The sequence below is a fragment of the Oceanobacillus sp. NCCP-135 genome (assembly GCF_059698015.1).
Genome location: NZ_BAAKSZ010000049.1, coordinates 1 through 15859, shown reverse-complemented (window position 1 = coordinate 15859; position 15859 = coordinate 1). Strand labels below are relative to the sequence as shown.

Sequence of the window (15859 nt, the reverse complement as noted above, 5' to 3'; positions counted from 1 at the left end):
TTTAACCTCCGCATATTTACTTAGTATATACTAAAGTATCATGCGACATCTATCCTAACATAGGGGGATAAGAAAGGAGATAAGCTAATGTCTCTAAAGCATTTCATCGCTGCTCCACATGAGATACCAGTTGGAGAATTTGGAATGAAGCCAGTTAAAATAAAACTTTCAGATTTGAATGCAGAAAGAAATTGAAAACGAGATAAGAAAAAACAATCAAACACAGATGAACAATATGTGATTCATTATGAAAAAGAAGAAGATTTTTATGGTCTTTTTATTTTTGAACTAGTTCATGATTTGAAACAAGTTCTTAAAACTAAGTTTTCTAATCCTTATATTTACGAATTTGAAGGTTACTTCTACGATACACAAGATGCTTGTCATCGAAGAGGTATCTATGCACTTTTCGAATATATCAATGATCGTTTAGCGGAAGGGCAGTATATGGAGATTTATTCTTGTTGGGATGGGGAAGAACAAGATGATAAAAATGAACAGCTAGACACAAAAATTAACTTTTCAACATGTCAGTTCGGAAAGTATTTAACTTTTTCAAGTCTAAATGAATTAAGTCAGATGATTCAGCTTGAAGAAAAACAATTTATCATTGTTTTAAAATAATTGAATCTAGTTTATTCATATTTCTAATCTAAAAGTGCAAATTCAAAATGAAAAGTAAATAAAATGAAAAAATGAACGAAAATTATTTTAGTTATTCCAGTCACGAATTAGAACATAAACATATACACAATCATGAACATATTATAGGGAACTAAATCGATGAATTACAATTGATGACAGTTGAGTTTTTAAGTTGTCAAGAGAGTCAATTCAAACGTTTAACTTTAATCAATTAAAAATAATTAGGGGTGAGTAAAAAATGAGATTTACTGTTGAAGAAATTGCAAAAGCGACGGCAGAGGCGTATGTAGATGTACCGGCAAACGTTGGTAGGGAAATTTCCGAGCTTGCGAAACAACTTGTATCAAGTGGTAAAGTTAATCCAGATGCTTCTTTATCTGAGGTAGAGGTGAATGGATTTAATCTGGGTGGAGAAATCAAATATGTTGCTTCATTTGATTTTGCCGATAATGATATTGAGGGTGCTTTCTCAATCCAATTTAATGAGGACAAAGAATATGAAACAAATTATGAGTTACAGTTGAAAGAAACAGAGAATGGTGCTAGCTATAGATTATTTCGTGATGGAGAATTAACGAACGAAGAACAAGGTATTCCCGTACCGCAAGTTCAAACACAGCAGCTCGGCTGTATTACTGATTGTTTGGGTGATTACGGTGTTCCTTTATGGACTCTTACTGCCATTGCCGCCGCCTGTGGTATTGCTTGTGCCTCAATTGCCTTTTGCGCCGTTTGTATCACTACCGCAGCAAGACTACAAGGTCGTTATGTAACCTCGTGTGTTCGTCAATGTTTTTAAATTAGAAATCAGGGGCTTTCACGGTAAAATAAAATAAAGTCGGAGATACTTGATTTTTCAAAAGGTAATATTATATAAACATTTGTAATATATGCCTAAACTTCAGTTCTGGGTCGTGATTACACGACCCTTTTCCAAATGAAATAGATAAATGACTCTTTTTAATAGAAAACGTAAAGTTATTTTTTAGAATACTATTTCGATGGGCTGGTACATTTAAATGCCACATAGTAGAGCCAATATGAATGATAGTAATTTTTTTAGCATGATTGACTGAATATACCGATTATGCGATTCATCTACACTATTCAAAAGGTATAGAAGGGAGATTCGGTTCAACTCTCCAATACTCAATCATTGACTTTATCTCCTTATTTAAATTTGTCAATTTCCTTTACTTCTATATTTTTCAACACTGAGTACGTAATAAGGTGAACTACAGCAATCCCGATACAACCATTTCATAAAAGGTACTTCTTTTATTTTAAAACACAACAAACCATCTGTAAAACGGAAATGAAGAGTTAGGGTAATACATCGTAAGTCGCAACCATATCTTTTGGTAATAATTAATAAAGATGGTTGATAAAGGGGGTAGTAATTTCACTTTTAATAATACAAAGGAAAGAAAAGGAGGAATTTTATATTAAGCGAATATCTCTACTTCCTACCAAAATTGAAGAAATTATAATGAAACCAGAAAGGATACCTTATGGTGTCAAAACAATTGAAGCCCCAAAAATTTGGAACGAAACAAGGCATGGGGCTGGCAATGTTGTCGCTGTCATTGATTCAGGTTGTCAGGTAGATCATCCTGATTTAAAGAATAACATCGTAGGTGGTTATAACTTTACAAATGATGACCAAGGAAATCCTAATATTTTCTATGATTACGTAGGACATGGTACTCACGTTTCCGGAATAATAGGTGCAATCGACAATGAGATTGGTGTAGTAGGTGTTGCTCCAAAAGTAAGTCTATTAATATTAAAAGTCATAGATCGGGACGGTGTTGGATCCTACGAAAATCTAATTAAAGCGATAGACTATGCATCAAATTGGCGAGGGCCTTCTGGAGAAAGAGTATCGGTTATGAATATTTCTCTTGGGGGATCAGAAGATGATTCTAATTTGTATTCTGTAATTTTAAGAGCATTAAAAAAGGGAATAATTACGGTTGCAGCAGCTGGTAATTACGGTGATAGTAACGCAATAACAGATGAGATTTTATATCCAGCGACCTTTAAAGAGGTCATTCAAGTGGGGGCTGTTAATCGAGATTTGGATATTGGCCCCTTTTCTAATTCTAATTTAGAGGTGGATTTTGTAGCACCGGGCAGCGATATCTTGTCAACCCATCCAATTGACTCCTATGCTAGATTAACAGGAACCTCAATGGCAGCACCTCATGTTACTGGTGCTGTAGCCTTGTTATTAAATGTAATAGAAACTGAAAATCCATCAGAAGTTCCCTACAAAATTTTTGATTGTTTAGTAAGCCAAGCAACATCATTAGGTTACCGTAACACTTTGGAAGGGTCCGGGCTAATTCAATTGGTTTAAAAATGTTTACTAAGGAGGGTGAGGGACATGGATCCTTATGAAAAGTTATATCAATGTTTTACGGAAGCTCGATGCAGTCAACTTTTTTTTGCTAGCTGTATTGATGAAGACTGTACCGAACAAGAACGTGGTTTCTTTCAGGATTTAGCCTTACAATCTACTAAACAAGTATATATGATAAACGAATTTGTGAATAAACAATTAGACGTAAATTTTCTTCCTCAAAATTTTATCTATGAGTTTGAGGATGAAAAGAAGTTAACAGGTATATCCAAATGATTTTTAAAATTTTTATACAAATGGTTGATAAATACAGCAGTCAATTCACTTTTATTAGAGGAAAGGCAATAACGGATAGTTTTAAGTGATTAAGATAAAAAATTGAAAGGAAGTGAATAAATGGAATCTAACAAGGAAGTAATCGTTTATACCAATCCTAGTTGCGGTTTTTGCAATAGACAGATTGAATGGATGGAAGAAAAGGGGGTTCATTTCACGGAAAAGGACATAAAAAATAATGAAGAATACCGTTCAGAGTTTTTTAAATTAGGTGGTCAAGGAACCCCGTTTACCGTTGTGAGAAGTAATTCTGAAGAGAGTGTAATAGCTGGTTTTAATACTAAAAAGTTGTCTGAATCACTAAAGGTATAACAAGGCTACAAATCTACAATTAATAGATGTTAAAAACAATACGATATACCTCTGGGATTGTCGTATTAATATAGATTACAAAAGGCTGGATATTAAAATATATTCAGCCTTTTAAAATGAAATGAGATATATGATTTATAAAAAACTGAAATTTATATGTGGAATTTTAAAATTATAGTTGACTTTATATAGTTACTTTTCACTTTAAATAATATAAGGCGGTATCAAGTCCATTTATCCCAGAGATTAATAAGATTAATACGCCGCTTTAATAATAAAAAAGGAGGAAAAAATTATGGATGAGAAAAAGCCTACAATTGAAGGGAAATCTGATGAAAGAATAAGCATTCAAAGTGGTATGTGTCAGCCTATTCGTAAATGTTGTTCATATGTAGGATGTATAGGAACATTCGTCCCTTTATCGGGTTCAACTTATGTTTTTGATCGCTGTGGTTGTGACAATATAGTTTAAAGGAGTGGATCATATGATTGGTAAAATTGTTTCTAAAAAGGATTTACGTGGTGAAGAATTGAATAATAAGTTAGAAGAACTACTTTCGCAAGATAAATTTAATGAAATTGTGGAAAGCATGAAACAAAAAAGGGATTTTAATTTAAATGACTTGCAAGTAGATTTAGCTTATAGTTTTAATGCTGTTTTTGGTGAAAAAGATAGTTTAATTAATTTTAATTCAACAATAATTAATTTAGTTGATAAAGAAAAGAGTATTAGGATATTATTTAATGAATTACCGAGACTTGAAAATCATTATTTCGGCCAGATTCTTAATAAAGGTATTCAAAATACTATTTCATCGTATAAGATTGAAAATGGTGAACTTAATACCTTTGTTAATGAAACAGATTTGGATGAATTAGTATTTCAAAAGGAAAATATAGAAGTTGAGGAAAATCAAGATGGTGTTTCCACACAAGCTTGGTGGACTGCTGATGGTTGCTTACCCGGTGGATATCAACACTGTGGTGGAAATTGTGGTTACGGTCTAGATCATGGTGGTGATACACCAATTAATGCAACGGACGAGTGTTGTGTTGCACATGACAGATGTTGGTCGGTTTTCGGTGATGGAGACAATTGCTGTGATAAGGAATTAGTTTCTTGTGTTGATGGACATACAACTTGGGCAGCAGCAGGTATCAGAACTTATTTTGGGCCACAAGCATTACTTTGCTTTGTTTAAAACCTTAAAAATTAAAAGCCTTTAAAAGAAATCTTTTAAAGGCTTTTAAATTTATTAACCATTATTTTTGTTTGCAATTTTAGACACTAAAATATATACATATAAACATATTGTGGCTAATAACATACCAAGTCCAATTATACCTAGTCCCATACCAGACCAACCACCTACTATAAGTGAAATTATTATAGTTAAACCAACGAAAATTAAAGTTATATTTGTTGCCCGTTTTAAACTTTTCACCAGAAACATACTTACAATAAATATCACAGCATTAGATAAAAAGCCTATACCAATAGGAATTAATATATCCATTTAACCACCTACTCATTTACAATGTGTTCATTATTAATGATAAACGAATTTGACAAAAACCTCAAAGGGATTTTTTAAATTAAAATGTCGATTCAACTTTAATAGGTGCATATACAAGAAGGTTGCAATAGATGTTGGATTAGAGTATGCCCGACTTATGCCCCCAGTTAATTAAATAGGCAAATGCTTTTTACCACGTTTGCTATCTGATGACTTTTATTTCATCTCTACTTTTAGAACATTTATTCTGATTGATTCCAAGGTTTCTATAGTTTTTAGCTTTTAGCTAATTATTCATTTGGTAATAGTCGTTCCCTGCTTCAATATATTGTTTAGTATATTGATTAAATTGTTGTAAAGTCTCTCCCATGTCTTGAACGCGTTCATTTATATTATTAATCTGCTCGTCAAGGCTTTCTAAGCTAAAATTTCCATCTTCAAGATGCCCATAAAATGTGTTCTGTAATTCCAAATTTTTATGGTAGTCTTTAAAAAAACTATCTATTAAATTCTTTCGTTCATTCATAATCGTTACTAGTTTTGATGCTTGGTTCTTTTGTTCCTTGTCTTTGATTTTTTTGATATGTTTCTCAATGGTTATGGACTTGTTATAAGCCTTTTGGAAGTTTTCTTCTGCTTCCTCTAAGATCTTCTGTTGTTTTTCCGTGTATGTATTGGCTTCTTCTATCTTCTGGTTAATTATATCCTTTTCATTGATGTCGAGACTAATCAAATCATTGTATACCAACTGTGCATTTTTTCTAGTTTCATATAGTTTGGTTTGATTAGCAGCGAAATCATTTTCAAACTCAGCAGACTCTTCCATTAGTTTTTGTATTTTGGTAGCTTGTTTTTCATCGGAAGGATAGCCAGTTAGAAAAAATATAAAACTTATAACAATCGCAAATGCTAGTAATCGTTTCAACCATAGTTACCTCCTATAGCCAAAATGGAATTAGTTTACGGGACGGCAGCGTCCTTCACACTGAAATGTTAATGGTGGCATATCGTTAGTCAATATCTTCGTTTGATAGCCTTGTTCCTTAACATACGATAGGAGTTTAGGTAAATGTTTAATTGTCTCTGGTTTATCATGAAGAAGGACAATTGGGGTTACGCCTACTTGATTCATTTTTTGTATTTCTTGGATGGTGTGCTGAACATATCGTTCGTCTTTTAATTGCCAATCAAGACTATCTACATTCCAATCCCAAACGATAAAATCATTCTGGTCAAGTACATAGCGCATACCTTCTGTTAAATATGGGATACTTCCATAGGGCAGACGGATAAGGTTAGAACGTACCCCTGTAATGTTTTCCAATATCTCCCGACTCTCAACCATTTCTTCTGATGGAGCAGATTGACTACTGTAAATCTTCCCTACATCATGAGTAATACTATGTAGTCCAAGTCCAAATCCTCCCCTGTGCATACGGTTAACAATTTCTGGATATTCTTTTATTTTTGGACCTACCATGAAAAAGGTTGCCTTCATCTGATAATTATTTAAGATGTCCATTAACTCGTCTGAAGCATTTGTTGGCCCATCGTCAAATGTTAGATAAATCGCATTTTCCTGCTGATCTATCTTATTCTGCATGGCAACCTCTTTTTTTCGGGCAACTTCTCTTTTTTTATTTTCTTTCTCAATAATAGATTGACTAAGGGTAGAATCAGCGAAAGCTACTACTGTCTCGGAAGAAAATGATAACATTTTCAGTGAATTTTCTATATTAGAGTCATTTCCTTTCGCTTCTTTCTTTTCATCATTACCAATTAATCCAAAAAATAGTGGCATAATTATAATGGTTAAAAGAATGGAAACCGCAATTTTCCCTCTGGTGTTTAACCTCCTACGCCTACGCACTTTTTTATCCTCCCTCTTTTAGATTAATAGATTTCTACAAATAGAACCCTATCTCAACAAAATTCGCATTACCACTATTTATCATATCAAAAGGATATGTCCATTTAAAGATAATCTTAGGTAATAAGAAAAAATGTTAATTATTCATTGTAGTTTTAAAAAATGAAATAAGCTAAAAAGTGGATTCTCATTACAAGAGGATCCACTTTTTTGTTATTAATAGTTCAGTACATATTTTCATTCTATTTAATATTTAAGTCTCCTAAATTATCATTTGCCATTAAACTGCGAAATAGACATTTCAAAAATATTTTTATAAAGAAGTTGTTTATTTTATCGGATAAGTTTCTTTATTAAATACAGTTGGCCAACTGAATAATATTTAGGAGAGATAAAAGATATGTATACTGTAGAATCAGGAGATACCCTAAGCCATATTGCCATTAAGTTTGATGTAACTGTATCACAATTGAAAGAATGGAACAATCTAAGTTCAGATACTATTTATGTTGGTCAGGAACTTATCGTAAAAGCTCCATCTGGTGGAGGTTCGACTACTACGTACACTGTAAAATCCGGTGATAATTTAGGAAGCATCGCTCTACGATTTGATATGACTTTATCTGAAATCATGGAACTAAATAACATTAGTGACCCAGATAAAATTCAAATTGGACAAGTGTTAAAAGTCTATGGTAGCGGTGATGGAGATGGTGGTTCGACACCAGACACTACTACGTATACTGTAAAATCTGGAGATAATTTAGGAAGCATTGCTCTACGATTTGATATGACTTTATCTGAAATCATGGAACTAAATAACATTAGTGACCCAGATAAAATTCAAATTGGACAAGTGTTAAAAGTCTATGGTAGCGGTGATGGAGATGGTGGTTCGACACCAGACACTACTACGTATACTGTAAAATCTGGAGATAATTTAGGAAGCATCGCTCTACGATTTGATATGACTTTATCTGAAATCATGGAACTAAATAACATTAGTGACCCAGATAAAATTCAAATTGGGCAAGTGTTAAAAGTCTATGGTAGCGGTGATGGAGATGGCGGTTCGACACCAGACACTACTACGTATACTGTAAAGTCTGGAGATAATTTAGGAAGCATTGCCCTACGATTTGATATGACTTTATCTGAAATCATGGAACTAAATAACATTAGTGACCCAGATAAAATTCAAATTGGACAAGTGTTGAAAGTGTATGATAACGGTAGTGGCGGTTCTTCAGGTGATGGTGATATTGGAGATGGTGACGCACCTGTAACACGTGTAACTGAAAGTCAGCTGAATCAAATCGGATGGCCAGATTCAAATATTTCAGAAGATATGTTAGAAGATTTAAATAGATGCTTAGAAATATTTGATATTACAACTAAATCTAGACTTTGTCATTTTATTAGCCAATGTAGTCATGAATCGTTAGCTGGTACTTACACCAAAGAAATTGCATCTGGTTGGGATTACGAATACCGTGAAGATTTAGGTAATATCTATTATGGTGATGGTCCAAAGTACAAAGGCGGAGGTTATATTCAATTAACAGGGCGTTATAACTACACAAAATTTGCCGAATATATTGGTGATCCTAAAGTTGTAAGTATTGGTGTTGATTATGTAGCTACTAATTATCCGTGGTCAAGTGCTGGATTCTGGTGGGATATGAATAATATGAATGCATTATGTGATACTAATCCATCAGTTGAAACTGTAACGAGACGAGTAAATGGTGGTACAAGAGGATTAGATGAACGTATAATGTATTACAACAGAGCTATTCAAGTATTCTAAAAAAATGGTACAAACTCTGTAGAGGCTGTTCAAATTCTGAACAGCCTCTTTTTTTTAGAATTTGATATTTTTTTACGTAAAATAAATATAACGATTTCTATTTACTCGATATTCATTTTGTTGATGAGTTTTATGATTTCTTCATCGTTACCTGTGTCAATGTACACTAGCTTTGTGTTTTCTATAATATCCTTGTAGAATTCTTCACCAGCAGGGTACTTGCCATCCCAACGTAAAGGAACGTTGTATACATTAATTGTGCCATCCCCATTACCACTGTAAGTTACCGAACCAGCTACTAACCGACTACCTGCAAGCTGGATCACATCCTCTGGGTAGCTAGCACTAGTTTCATCATCAGGATTAAGTGGTGTACCAGATGGAATATGGTGAACATTCAGTTCATCTACATCTTTCATAGCTCCAAGCTGCAACCAAACTCTAGCATATTCGATTTCCTCAGAAGAATATTTAGATAATGGATTATCTTCTTCACTATCGGATGTATTATTTGAATCCTTGTCGGTTGGTTCTTCTGAAGAATTTCCATTAGAAACGTTCGTTTCTGATTCTTCTGATTCTGTAGTGGACTCCGGTTCATCTGCCTTCTTATCAATTTGGTTGCCTTCACCTATATCGTTAGTTTTTTCATCTGGTTGGGAAGCAGAGACATCTTCCGAAGGTTCCGGTTTTGATCCTTCGCTTGCATCGTCTGAACATCCAACGATTAACAGGGCGAGCGATAGTAGGGCTACACCACAATAAATAGTCTTTGTTACTTTTTTCATTTGATCATTCCTTTCTAACAATCATAGCAGTTTGTTCTATCAAGGGGTAGAAATATGGATAAATATGATAATTTCATATTAAAGTATTATAAAGTACTTGTAAAAAAAGAAGACCTATATATGTAAAAAAGAATACTTATGTAGGACAAGTATTAATTGTTGGTTAAGGAAAGAGTTTGTGTCAGTCAATCATTTTTATATTTAGGCTTATCTTTCAACTCTAGGGAATGTCCAAGGAAGGTCAGACGGGGAACGGAGAGGGGGAAATGGCCGTTTGAATGAAATGCCTCATAATAATAATAATTGATATTAAACAGAAAGGGGCTCATTTATTAGATAATGGACAATTAGAGGAATCAATAGATAACACTGTTTTTAGTAAAGATTCTAGGTGTCTGGAGCGTACTAAAAATTGAAGCAACAAATTGATGGACGTTGTGGACAAAAGTACAAAGGGAAATATTGGTGTAAAGGGTAAACTGAGGAAAACTTAACAAACACTTGCCCGAATAATAATTGATTATAAGTATTTTTGCTGCCATTGTCTTTTTGAAGTTTTTTCTTTAATAGAAATTTTGTTATCTTTTGTACTGTAAGCCAAAAAAGTTTACTTCATCAGATAAAAAAATAGATAACCTTTCAATTAAAAGCCATTCTTTGCAAAAAAACTTGAAAGCCATCTTTATCGGTAGGATAAATACTCAAAATTAAAAAGCAAGGAATTGATTAATTCAACACTTGCTTTTATCCAGCCGATACTAATTATACCTTTCTTTTTTATCCCACTTTATTTTATTCAAGGGACTTTTTATCATCTATTTTGAATTACAAATCACAACGTCCTTGTGGATAAACAATGATTCCTATTACCAAAATTATAAGTTATAAATAGCAATCTTAAATTAACTTATTTTTTGGTTTTCTACTCTTTTCTTCAGTTCCCAAAACCCCGGAACGGAGTCGGGATTATATCTCAAAATGTATTGGATTAAAGTGCATTTTAACTCCTGAGCTAAATCTTCCCTTACCTCGTACCTAGTAAGAGATAATGTCTTTTTTAGTTTTGGTTCAAACAGGTCAATTAGTATTTGCATTGCCTGTGTATTTTCCTGTGATTCTTTCACCAATTCATATAATGGAACCGTCATGCTATTCAATCCCTTCTTATATTTCTTATGATTTCTCCTAGTTCAGTAATTGCAAGTTCTAATTTTTCAAGCTTCTTTTCAAACCGAACAAATAAGTATATTGTTATTGCTATTGGAAAGCCAAAATTCCCTAAAATACTGATCCATTGGGGTAAATCAGCAGTCAACATTTTCCCTTTCTCCTTTCATCTTTTGCAAAAGTTATTTATGTTTTTTAGTGCTTTCTTGTGAGTCTTTGAAACAGCCTGTTGAGATTTATCTAGGACTACTCCTATCTCTGTATCAGTCAACCGTTTAACATAGGCTAAATATAGTATTTCTTTTTGTTTATCTGTCAATCTTTTAACAGCTTCACTCAAAAGTGAATCCTCCAAATAATCAATGATATTTCCACTTTTTAAAAAGCCGTCAATTTTTATTTCCGAGTTATCATCCTTGATCATATCTTTAAACGTTTCTCCATTTTTATCATCACCTACTGAGTTATCTATTGTTAAAGGAAAACGATTTCGAATCTTTCTATATTTTTTATCAAAGTTAATAGCATTAAAATAAAGTGCAGACGAAATATATGAAGTGAATCTTATATTAAAATAAAAATACTTAAATGCACGGTCCAATTTATCCTCATTTTCCTTCGAAGAATTGCATACAACATTCATAAGTAAAATCAGATTTTCCTCTTTCGCTAAGAATGAACGTACAATCTTATTTTCTAAAAAATCCTTGTGTTCCATTTTATACTGTTCAAACTTTTCCAGACAGTCTTTGTCTGGTATTTTAATTTCCAATAATCTAACCCCCTTTTATCTCACTTGGAACATATGTTCCATTTGAGATTGTAAAAAAATGACTAGTGGAATTCATAGTCATAAAGTAAGTATTTATATTTTAGGCAGAAAGTATGTTATAGGACAGACACGGTATAATTTACTTTCTTTTATTATATCATTTTCATAGAAAGAGTCTAACTTTTTTCGTTAAACTTGTTTATACTTCGTGGTTGTTCTGAATCTGAATATTGCTGGTCCTATAATAAACTAGTTCTAGTTCCAAATCTTCATGATAATCCACCCTTTCTTAAAGCTCTTTATTTATATAGAAGTACGAACTTCAAAATACACAACCTTTTCAAATAAAAAGAAAACTTTTTATACAGGTTCATATTTTACAAATTTTTATAATTTAAGGTTTATGTTAATCCAATGATTGCCATCCCAGAAAACGGAAGGAATTAAGTTTAATTAATATGTGTTTTTTTGGATAAAATAATGATTCATTTGGGGCATTTAATAAAAAGTGAAAGAATTAATAAGAATATGAAACTAGTAGTCTTAGCTAGGGGAATATGCTCTCCATCCTATTTAAGCAAGATTGAAAATGGATCAACTGAGGCTAGTGAGGAAGTGATAAACCTACTACTAAAGAAATTAAATATTAAACTTGGTTCAATTATCATTATTGAACATACGAGGTTAGATGAAATAACTAATATCGGAATCAACAAAAAGATAAGTAGATATATTTTCTTTCTGCAGTAAACGAGTGACCGTATAAACACATAACTCTCTCCATAGGCCACAAACACAACGGTTGAAGCGGTTGATAACCTCTCGATTATTTGAGGATGAAGAATATAACGGTCAGCTGGGTCTATACTTTTACTGGAAACAGATTGATAAGACCATGCTGGCAAATAACCAACAGGAATTCCCTTTAAATGAGGATGTATGCCCTCTTCATCGGTTATGGCATAAATGGTATGTTCGTTTGCTTTTCACTAAAGAATCGAATTGGTATTCTATTTGAATCATTGAAGGAAAATGTAGAAAAGATTGCCAATCGTATTCATGCCACTTGTATCTTCGAGAAGATATAGAAGAGGGGAATAATACGACTTCTATTCCTGAAAAGGAAATGCGGCATTAGAACAAATGGAATTAGCGTTATTTTAACAAAAGGTAGTAAGAAGTCCCCATCTAAATCTTCGTTGATTTAAATGGGGATGAAATGCTATGATAATAAACTTCGTTTCATCTTGATTTTAAAAATACCGTGCTGATAATTTAGTTAAATGTTGTTAACTCTTTTGATACAGAGTTTAAAAAATCTTTTTCAAATTTTACATAGTAAGCCTCATCAATCATTACAGACTTCATTCCATCAATCATGGATACGAAATGTATAGAAGGAAGTTCTATTTGTTCCTCAAATAATTGCTCCATTGGTATATTTCCTTCAACATTAGATGTAAGCTCATTTAATTGTGTTTTTGTCGTTTCACTTATTACTTTATCCATTACCGTATCGAAGAGAGTAACTAGGTCATCTTCATCCATACTTCTTCCGTATGTAGCATCCATCATTAATGCCACAACCTCTTCTCCATTTAAATGATTGGTTCCTTTTCCTAATTCAAAAGCTGTTTGGGATATAGCTCTTACTCGAATATCTTCCTGCAAGTCGTAATCTATCCCATTTACGGAATCGATTATCGTTGAAAAGGTTTCTATATCTATAACAGCATAATAATCAATAGGTATATCAAAAAGATTAGAAACCGTTGTTTTTACATTTTTAGAGCCATCTGAACCATAGGCATAAGCGTGTGTTAATTTATCATTAGTTCCATCACTATCTGATATCGAAACATACGTATCACGAGGAATTGAAAGAACTTTTATCATATTTTCATCTTCACTATAAGTTAGTAAAAGGTTTAGAGGTATTCTTTGATTTTCATCCTTTATTGCTAATAACGCGGTGAAATTTCCGTCATTTTGAGTGACTGCTGCATTCGGATTAGTTCCGCTATTGTAATTTATATTCTCAGAAAGGATAAATGGCATAAACAAAAGGATACTTATTCCGATTGCTACTAAAGAAGCGGTAAAATAGGCAATACGTTTAGAGAAAGTATTAAAAGGTTTCTTTTGCATTTTATCATTCTCCGTTCTATTGATTTGTTCGAACACTTTATCACGGTCTTCTTTCGTGAATGTTAATTCCGAATCTGATGAATGGTAAAAAAAATCATCCTTCATTAAGTTTAGCCTCCTTTAACATTGGTTTTAATCTTTGTTTTGCTCTTCTTAATCGTGTTTTTACTGTATTAACTGGAATACCCAGAACATCAGCGATTTCTTCTGTTTTCAAAGAATCATAGTAGTATAGGTAAACCACCTCCCGATACACTTTTGGAAGAGAAAAGATGGTATCCTTTATTTCTTCACCTTTATATTTATCAATTACTGTCTTTTCTGTAGACGGTAAAATTGACCGATTTGTATAATTTATAAACTCCTTTACCCGAACCATTTTATAATTCCAGCTTCTCAAATAATCTTTGCATTCGTTAATTGTAATACGGCAGAGCCATGTCTTGATCTGTGAATCATAACGAAACGAATCGATATTTTTGTAGCATTTTATAAACGAATTTTGAACTATATCCTTAGCTATTTCGATATCTTTCACATAAGAAAAGGCCAATCGTACCATCTCATTACCATATTCAGTCATTACTTTGTCTAATATGTAATCTTTTTCCGATTTATCCATTCTAATCCCCCCCCTTTACCAAATCCAACTATTAGACGATTACCAAACAAAAATAGGTTCAAACTTTTTAAAATAGTTATTTTTAAAATATTTAACAATGAATTGAATGATATAATCCGCCCCCACATTTTTCTTAATTAACGATATAATACAATTAATTCAATAAATTTACAAAAAATGATATAATCTTGATTAATAAGAATAACCAACCCATAGGGGGCGATTAACATGATGGAGGTTGGTACATATCTGAAGTTTCATAGGTTACAAAAGAATGTAACACAAACGGAATTATCAGTTGGAATATGTACTCCATCTTATTTAAGTAGGATTGAGAACAACTTAATACAAGCTGATGAAGAAATATATAGTTTGTTGTTTGATAGACTTGGATTGTCCTATAAATCAATGATACAAGACGAGGATGTTTTGGACCAAAGGTTAGAAGAATGGTATAAAAAGATGTTTTTCTCAAAAGAATCAAACGAAGATATAGAGGAACTTAAAGAACTATGTCTGAAAGCAAGATCTCATACTTATATAAAGTTTGAACTTATATACTGTCGTTATCTAATATTAAGTCACCAAATGGCTCTAGCTGAGAAAAAGATTAGTATTCTTAGTAAACTAACTATAACAAATAAACATAATCGAATTTATTTCTTATATGTTAATGTGTTAATGTTATTTAATTATCAGAATAAAAAGTATCATAAAGGGTTGGAGATTGGTAAGCAAGCGGTTAGTACGGATGTTTTTCTTTTAAATGGTCCTGATTATGAAGCTGGAGCATTCCACTATAATTTAGGGTTGTATTATAAAAAGCTATACATATATGAAAGTTGTGAATATCATGCAAAAGAAGCTTTAAAGATATTTCTTAATGGCTATTACTTAGAGCAAGCTATAGATTGTCATATTTTATTAGGAATTAGCTTGAACAACATAGGGAAATGGGATGATTCTCTTCAATCCTATCTTAAAGCCAAACGCTTATTAAGGTATTCTAGATAAAAAACATCACAAACATTACCTAGGAATAATAGAACACAATATTGGATATTGTTATCAATTACAAGGTGAGATTAAATGTGCGATAGGGCATTACATGAATAGTTTGAGTTATAAAAAGAAAGAACGCAAACTCCGTACTGTGATAAATCTAATCTATTGTTATTATTCTTTGGAACAGATAGAAGAAAGTAAAGAAATATTACTTAAATCGTTAGAAATACAGAATGACAATACACCAAGGCATCTTAAACTACAATTAGATTTTTTTGAAATAATTTTACTAGCAGATACCTTATCTATGGAGCAGCTGATGGAACTCGAAAACATCTTCATGGAATTTGTTAAATTTGAAATTCAGGATGTTATTGTTTACTTTGGTAACATTCTATCTAATCTATTTGAAGTTCATCATTACTATAAAAGTGCTAACACTACAGCGTGAATTACGTCTTTGCAAATTTCAAGGATTTCCTTTTCAAACAATGGGAATTGT

General features: G+C 32.4%; 21 protein-coding genes. 12 read left to right on the top strand and 9 right to left on the bottom strand.

What is annotated here, in order from left to right; translation table 11 throughout:
* Nucleotides 1-237: 237 nt before the first annotated feature.
* From AC6HVZ_RS18790 to AC6HVZ_RS18760, 7 genes are all read left to right on the top strand, one after another.
* The gene (locus tag AC6HVZ_RS18790) at nt 238-624 is read left to right on the top strand and encodes a hypothetical protein (RefSeq protein ID WP_497559664.1); all 387 of its coding nucleotides are present in this window, start codon (nt 238-240) and stop codon (nt 622-624) included.
* Between the two features lie 259 nt (nt 625-883).
* Nucleotides 884-1444, top strand: a complete 561-nt coding sequence (locus AC6HVZ_RS18785; RefSeq protein WP_497559663.1) for a hypothetical protein — start codon at nt 884-886, stop codon at nt 1442-1444.
* 690 nt (nt 1445-2134) lie between these two features.
* Nucleotides 2135-3007, top strand: coding sequence for a S8 family peptidase (locus AC6HVZ_RS18780; protein WP_497559662.1), 873 nt, complete (start codon nt 2135-2137; stop codon nt 3005-3007).
* A gap of 27 nt (nt 3008-3034) precedes the next feature.
* Nucleotides 3035-3286, top strand: a complete 252-nt coding sequence (locus AC6HVZ_RS18775; RefSeq protein ID WP_497559661.1) for a hypothetical protein — start codon at nt 3035-3037, stop codon at nt 3284-3286.
* A 120-nt stretch (nt 3287-3406) separates the two neighbouring features.
* Nucleotides 3407-3658 (top strand): glutaredoxin family protein, encoded by a 252-nt coding sequence (locus AC6HVZ_RS18770; protein WP_497559660.1) that lies wholly within the window; start codon nt 3407-3409, stop codon nt 3656-3658.
* Nucleotides 3659-3953: 295 nt separating this feature from the next.
* On the top strand, nt 3954-4130 hold the full coding sequence (locus tag AC6HVZ_RS18765; RefSeq protein WP_497559659.1) for a hypothetical protein: 177 nt from the start codon (nt 3954-3956) through the stop codon (nt 4128-4130).
* Between the two features lie 13 nt (nt 4131-4143).
* On the top strand, nt 4144-4860 hold the full coding sequence (locus AC6HVZ_RS18760) for a phospholipase A2 family protein (protein ID WP_497559658.1): 717 nt from the start codon (nt 4144-4146) through the stop codon (nt 4858-4860).
* 54 nt (nt 4861-4914) lie between these two features.
* Here the strand turns inward: AC6HVZ_RS18760 and AC6HVZ_RS18755 are convergent, their stop codons facing one another.
* The 3 genes from AC6HVZ_RS18755 to AC6HVZ_RS18745 all read right to left on the bottom strand — a co-directional run bounded on the left by AC6HVZ_RS18755 (nt 4915) and on the right by AC6HVZ_RS18745 (nt 7045).
* The gene (locus tag AC6HVZ_RS18755) at nt 4915-5175 is read right to left on the bottom strand and encodes a YesK family protein (RefSeq protein WP_497559657.1); all 261 of its coding nucleotides are present in this window, start codon (nt 5173-5175) and stop codon (nt 4915-4917) included.
* A 286-nt stretch (nt 5176-5461) separates the two neighbouring features.
* Entirely contained in the window at nt 5462-6100 is a 639-nt protein-coding gene (locus AC6HVZ_RS18750; RefSeq protein WP_497559656.1) for a YkyA family protein, read from the bottom strand.
* Nucleotides 6101-6130: 30 nt separating this feature from the next.
* Nucleotides 6131-7045: a polysaccharide deacetylase family protein gene (locus tag AC6HVZ_RS18745; RefSeq protein WP_497559655.1), complete on the bottom strand. Its 915-nt coding sequence runs from the start codon at nt 7043-7045 to the stop codon at nt 6131-6133.
* 400 nt (nt 7046-7445) lie between these two features.
* Between AC6HVZ_RS18745 and AC6HVZ_RS18740 the strand changes: the two genes are divergently transcribed.
* The gene (locus AC6HVZ_RS18740) at nt 7446-8855 is read left to right on the top strand and encodes a LysM peptidoglycan-binding domain-containing protein (protein WP_497559654.1); all 1410 of its coding nucleotides are present in this window, start codon (nt 7446-7448) and stop codon (nt 8853-8855) included.
* Nucleotides 8856-8956: 101 nt separating this feature from the next.
* Here the strand turns inward: AC6HVZ_RS18740 and AC6HVZ_RS18735 are convergent, their stop codons facing one another.
* From AC6HVZ_RS18735 to AC6HVZ_RS18720, 4 genes are all read right to left on the bottom strand, one after another.
* Entirely contained in the window at nt 8957-9643 is a 687-nt protein-coding gene (locus AC6HVZ_RS18735; RefSeq protein ID WP_497559665.1) for a YdeJ family lipoprotein, read from the bottom strand.
* Between the two features lie 902 nt (nt 9644-10545).
* Complete coding sequence (locus tag AC6HVZ_RS18730; RefSeq protein WP_497559653.1) at nt 10546-10791, bottom strand: helix-turn-helix domain-containing protein; 246 nt, start codon at nt 10789-10791, stop codon at nt 10546-10548.
* A 5-nt stretch (nt 10792-10796) separates the two neighbouring features.
* A complete protein-coding gene (locus AC6HVZ_RS18725; RefSeq protein WP_497559652.1) occupies nt 10797-10961 on the bottom strand; it encodes a YvrJ family protein in 165 nt (54 codons plus the stop codon).
* A gap of 15 nt (nt 10962-10976) precedes the next feature.
* Nucleotides 10977-11582 carry a sigma-70 family RNA polymerase sigma factor gene (locus AC6HVZ_RS18720; RefSeq protein ID WP_497559651.1) on the bottom strand — a complete coding sequence of 202 codons (606 nt, stop codon included), beginning with the start codon at nt 11580-11582 and terminating at the stop codon, nt 10977-10979.
* A 528-nt stretch (nt 11583-12110) separates the two neighbouring features.
* Between AC6HVZ_RS18720 and AC6HVZ_RS18715 the strand changes: the two genes are divergently transcribed.
* Together AC6HVZ_RS18715 and AC6HVZ_RS18710 are read left to right on the top strand one after the other, a co-directional pair.
* Complete coding sequence (locus AC6HVZ_RS18715) at nt 12111-12332, top strand: helix-turn-helix domain-containing protein (protein WP_497559650.1); 222 nt, start codon at nt 12111-12113, stop codon at nt 12330-12332.
* Nucleotides 12333-12384: 52 nt separating this feature from the next.
* Nucleotides 12385-12600 (top strand): hypothetical protein, encoded by a 216-nt coding sequence (locus AC6HVZ_RS18710; protein ID WP_497559649.1) that lies wholly within the window; start codon nt 12385-12387, stop codon nt 12598-12600.
* A 257-nt stretch (nt 12601-12857) separates the two neighbouring features.
* Here AC6HVZ_RS18710 and AC6HVZ_RS18705 read toward each other — a convergent pair whose 3' ends face one another.
* Together AC6HVZ_RS18705 and AC6HVZ_RS18700 are read right to left on the bottom strand one after the other, a co-directional pair.
* Nucleotides 12858-13835, bottom strand: a complete 978-nt coding sequence (locus tag AC6HVZ_RS18705) for an LCP family protein (protein WP_497559648.1) — start codon at nt 13833-13835, stop codon at nt 12858-12860.
* Nucleotides 13825-14352: a sigma-70 family RNA polymerase sigma factor gene (locus tag AC6HVZ_RS18700; RefSeq protein WP_497559647.1), complete on the bottom strand. Its 528-nt coding sequence runs from the start codon at nt 14350-14352 to the stop codon at nt 13825-13827. Before AC6HVZ_RS18700 ends, AC6HVZ_RS18705 begins: the two co-directional genes overlap by 11 nt.
* Nucleotides 14353-14580: 228 nt before the next feature.
* Between AC6HVZ_RS18700 and AC6HVZ_RS18695 the strand changes: the two genes are divergently transcribed.
* Both AC6HVZ_RS18695 and AC6HVZ_RS18690 read left to right on the top strand, forming a co-directional pair.
* Entirely contained in the window at nt 14581-15366 is a 786-nt protein-coding gene (locus tag AC6HVZ_RS18695; RefSeq protein WP_497559646.1) for a helix-turn-helix domain-containing protein, read from the top strand.
* Between the two features lie 169 nt (nt 15367-15535).
* Nucleotides 15536-15808, top strand: a complete 273-nt coding sequence (locus AC6HVZ_RS18690) for a hypothetical protein (RefSeq protein ID WP_497559645.1) — start codon at nt 15536-15538, stop codon at nt 15806-15808.
* The last annotated feature ends 51 nt before the right edge of the window (nt 15809-15859 follow it).